Below are 3,070 nucleotides of genomic sequence, written 5' to 3' on the forward strand. Positions count from 1 at the left end.
GTGGTGCGCCCTCCGAGCGGCCGGTGCGCGCCGGTGTCCGCCCCCCGGGGACGGCGTGCCCGTACGGACCCGGCCGGGGCGGCGTACCGTGGGCGTACCGGCGTGGGGCGCCGGTGCCGGGGCCGTGCGGCCGACCGGCCCTGGCCCCGTTTTGACCCGTCCGGCCGAGGACGGGTAGTCTGCAGGTTCGTTATGTGTATTGGCTTGCTCATTCTCACGTGAGGGGCCCTTACACCGGTCCACCGGGCCGATGACCAGCGACCAGCACGCGGTTTGCGTCACCGCTGTGCGGTCAGGGCTGTCGTGATCGTCTTCGGTGACCTTGTCAGGACCATTCACTGAAGAAGCGAAGGCTACGAACCGTGCGTACGTACAGCCCCAAGCCCGGCGATGTGACGCGCCAGTGGCACGTCATCGATGCTCAGGACGTCGTCCTGGGTCGTCTGGCCTCCACTGCGGCCTCCATCCTGCGCGGCAAGCACAAGCCGATCTACGCCCCTCACGTCGACACCGGTGACTTCGTCATCATCATCAACGCCGACAAGGTGCACCTCTCCGGCAACAAGCGGACCCAGAAGATGGCGTACCGCCACTCGGGCTACCCGGGCGGTCTGCGGTCCGTCCGCTACGACGAGCTGCTGGCGAAGAACCCCGAGAAGGCCATCGAGAAGGCCGTCAAGGGCATGCTCCCCAAGAACACCCTGGGCCGTCAGATGCTCTCGAAGCTGAAGGTCTACTCGGGCGACCAGCACCCGCACGCTGCCCAGCAGCCGGTGCCGTTCGAGATCACCCAGGTCGCGCAGTAAGTCCGGCCACCCCCTAAGACTGAACAGAATCTGAGGAGAATCGTGGCCGAGACCACTGCCGAGCAGCCGCTCGAAGAGCTTGACATCGACAGCTACACCACCGAGTCCGAGGCCCCCGTCGAGGGCGAGTACACCTCGGAGTCCATGGCCTCCCGCTTCGGCGAGCCGCAGCCGGCCGCCGGCCTGGGCCGTCGCAAGAACGCCATCGCCCGCGTCCGGATCGTCCCGGGCTCCGGCAAGTGGAAGATCAACGGTCGCACCCTCGAGGACTACTTCCCGAACAAGGTGCACCAGCAGGAAGTCAACGAGCCCTTCAAGGTGCTCGAGCTCGAGGGCCGCTACGACGTCATCGCCCGCATCGCGGGTGGCGGCGTCTCCGGTCAGGCCGGTGCGCTCCGTCTCGGTGTCGCCCGTGCGCTGAACGAGGCCGACGTCGACAACAACCGCGGCCCGCTCAAGAAGGCCGGCTTCCTGCGCCGCGACGACCGTGCGGTCGAGCGGAAGAAGGCCGGTCTGAAGAAGGCCCGCAAGGCCCCGCAGTACAGCAAGCGCTAGTCGCAGCTGTCACCAGCAGGTACTCCGAACGCCCCGGCGGCACGCCCTCGTGCCGCCGGGGCGTTCGTTTCTTCACCGCTGTGGGCGTATAACGACACAAGGCGCTCAAACGCTAATGTGATCGGATGGTCGGGCCCGTCATGGCCACGGATGCGCGAGCCGCACACGCATCGCGACCGCCGAACACATCACATCTTTCGTCAGCGGCACAACCGTCGAACGCGCGGGCAGGTCCAACGCCCCGGCACGGCCGGGGACGTCACCACGGCACGGTCTTTCGACACTGACGCTTCCTCAGGAGGACAAGTGGGACGACTCTTCGGCACGGACGGCGTGCGTGGCGTCGCCAACGCGGGCCTGACGGCGGAGATGGCGCTGGGCCTCTCCGTGGCCGCCGCGCACGTACTGGCCGAGGCGGGCACCTTCGCGGGTCATCGCCCGACCGCCGTGGTGGGACGTGACCCGCGCGCGTCCGGGGAGTTCCTGGAGGCCGCCGTGGTCGCCGGTCTCGCCAGCGCGGGCGTGGACGTGCTGCGGGTCGGCGTGCTGCCGACGCCCGCGGTCGCCCACCTCACCGGCGCGCTCGGCGCCGACCTGGGCGTGATGCTCTCCGCCAGCCACAACGCCATGCCGGACAACGGCATCAAGTTCTTCGCGCGCGGCGGCCACAAACTGGCCGACGAGCTGGAGGACCGCATCGAGGCCGTGTACGACGAGCACCGCACCGGCGCGCCCTGGGACCGCCCGACCGGCGCGGGCGTGGGCCGCGTGCGGGACTACGCGGAGGGCCTCGACACGTACGTCTCCCACCTCGTCGGCGTCCTGCCGAACCGGTTGGACGGCTTGCGGATCGTCCTCGACGAGGCGCACGGCGCCGCCTCCCGGGTCTCGCCGGAGGCGTTCGCGCGGGCCGGTGCCGAGGTCGTCACCATCGGTGCCGAGCCGGACGGGCTGAACATCAACGACGGCTGCGGCTCCACCCACCTCGACCGGCTCAAGGCCGCCGTCGTGGAGCACGGGGCCGCCTTCGGCATCGCCCACGACGGCGACGCCGACCGCTGCCTGGCCGTCGACCACACCGGCGAGGAGGTCGACGGCGACCAGATCCTCGCCGTGCTCGCCCTGGCGATGCGGGAGCGTTCCGCTCTGCGCTCCGACACCGTCGTCGCGACCGTGATGTCGAACCTCGGCTTCAAGCTGGCCATGGAGCGCGAGGGCATCCGGCTCGTGCAGACCGCCGTCGGCGACCGGTACGTGCTGGAGGAGATGAAGCGCAACGGCTACGCCCTCGGCGGCGAGCAGTCCGGCCACGTGATCATCCTGGACCACGCCACCACCGGCGACGGCACGCTCACCGGGCTGCTGCTGGCGGCACGGGTCGCCGAGACCGGGCGCCCGCTGCGGGAGCTGGCCTCGGTCATGGAGCGGCTGCCGCAGGTGCTCATCAACGTGCCGGACGTGGACAAGTCCCGGGTGAAGACCTCCGAGGAACTCGCCGCGGCCGTCACGGACGCCGAGCAGGAGCTGGGTGCCACCGGCCGCGTCCTGCTGCGCCCCTCGGGCACCGAGCCGCTGGTCCGCGTGATGGTGGAGGCCGCCGACATCGACCAGGCCCGCTCCGTGGCGGGCCGTCTCGCGGACGTGGTCAAGTCGGCCCTGGGCTGACGGCCCACCGGCCGCACGGCCGGGGACGGCGGGCGGACGCCGGG

Annotated in this window: 3 protein-coding genes; all 3 read left to right on the plus strand. The window is 70.6% G+C overall.

Annotated features, from left to right (window positions below; genetic code table 11):
• The first annotated feature begins 362 nt into the window (after nucleotides 1-362).
• Nucleotides 363-806: a 50S ribosomal protein L13 gene (gene rplM, locus G3I53_RS21000; RefSeq protein ID WP_019526965.1), complete on the plus strand. Its 444-nt coding sequence runs from the start codon at nucleotides 363-365 to the stop codon at nucleotides 804-806.
• Nucleotides 807-848: 42 nt separating this feature from the next.
• Nucleotides 849-1,361, plus strand: a complete 513-nt coding sequence (gene rpsI / locus G3I53_RS21005; protein ID WP_164335014.1) for a 30S ribosomal protein S9 — start codon at nucleotides 849-851, stop codon at nucleotides 1,359-1,361.
• Nucleotides 1,362-1,667: 306 nt separating this feature from the next.
• Nucleotides 1,668-3,026 (plus strand): phosphoglucosamine mutase, encoded by a 1,359-nt coding sequence (gene glmM, locus G3I53_RS21010; protein WP_164335012.1) that lies wholly within the window; start codon nucleotides 1,668-1,670, stop codon nucleotides 3,024-3,026.
• Nucleotides 3,027-3,070: the final 44 nt, after the last annotated feature.

The sequence above is a fragment of the Streptomyces sp. SID14436 genome (assembly GCF_010548465.1).
GTDB lineage: Bacteria > Actinomycetota > Actinomycetes > Streptomycetales > Streptomycetaceae > Streptomyces.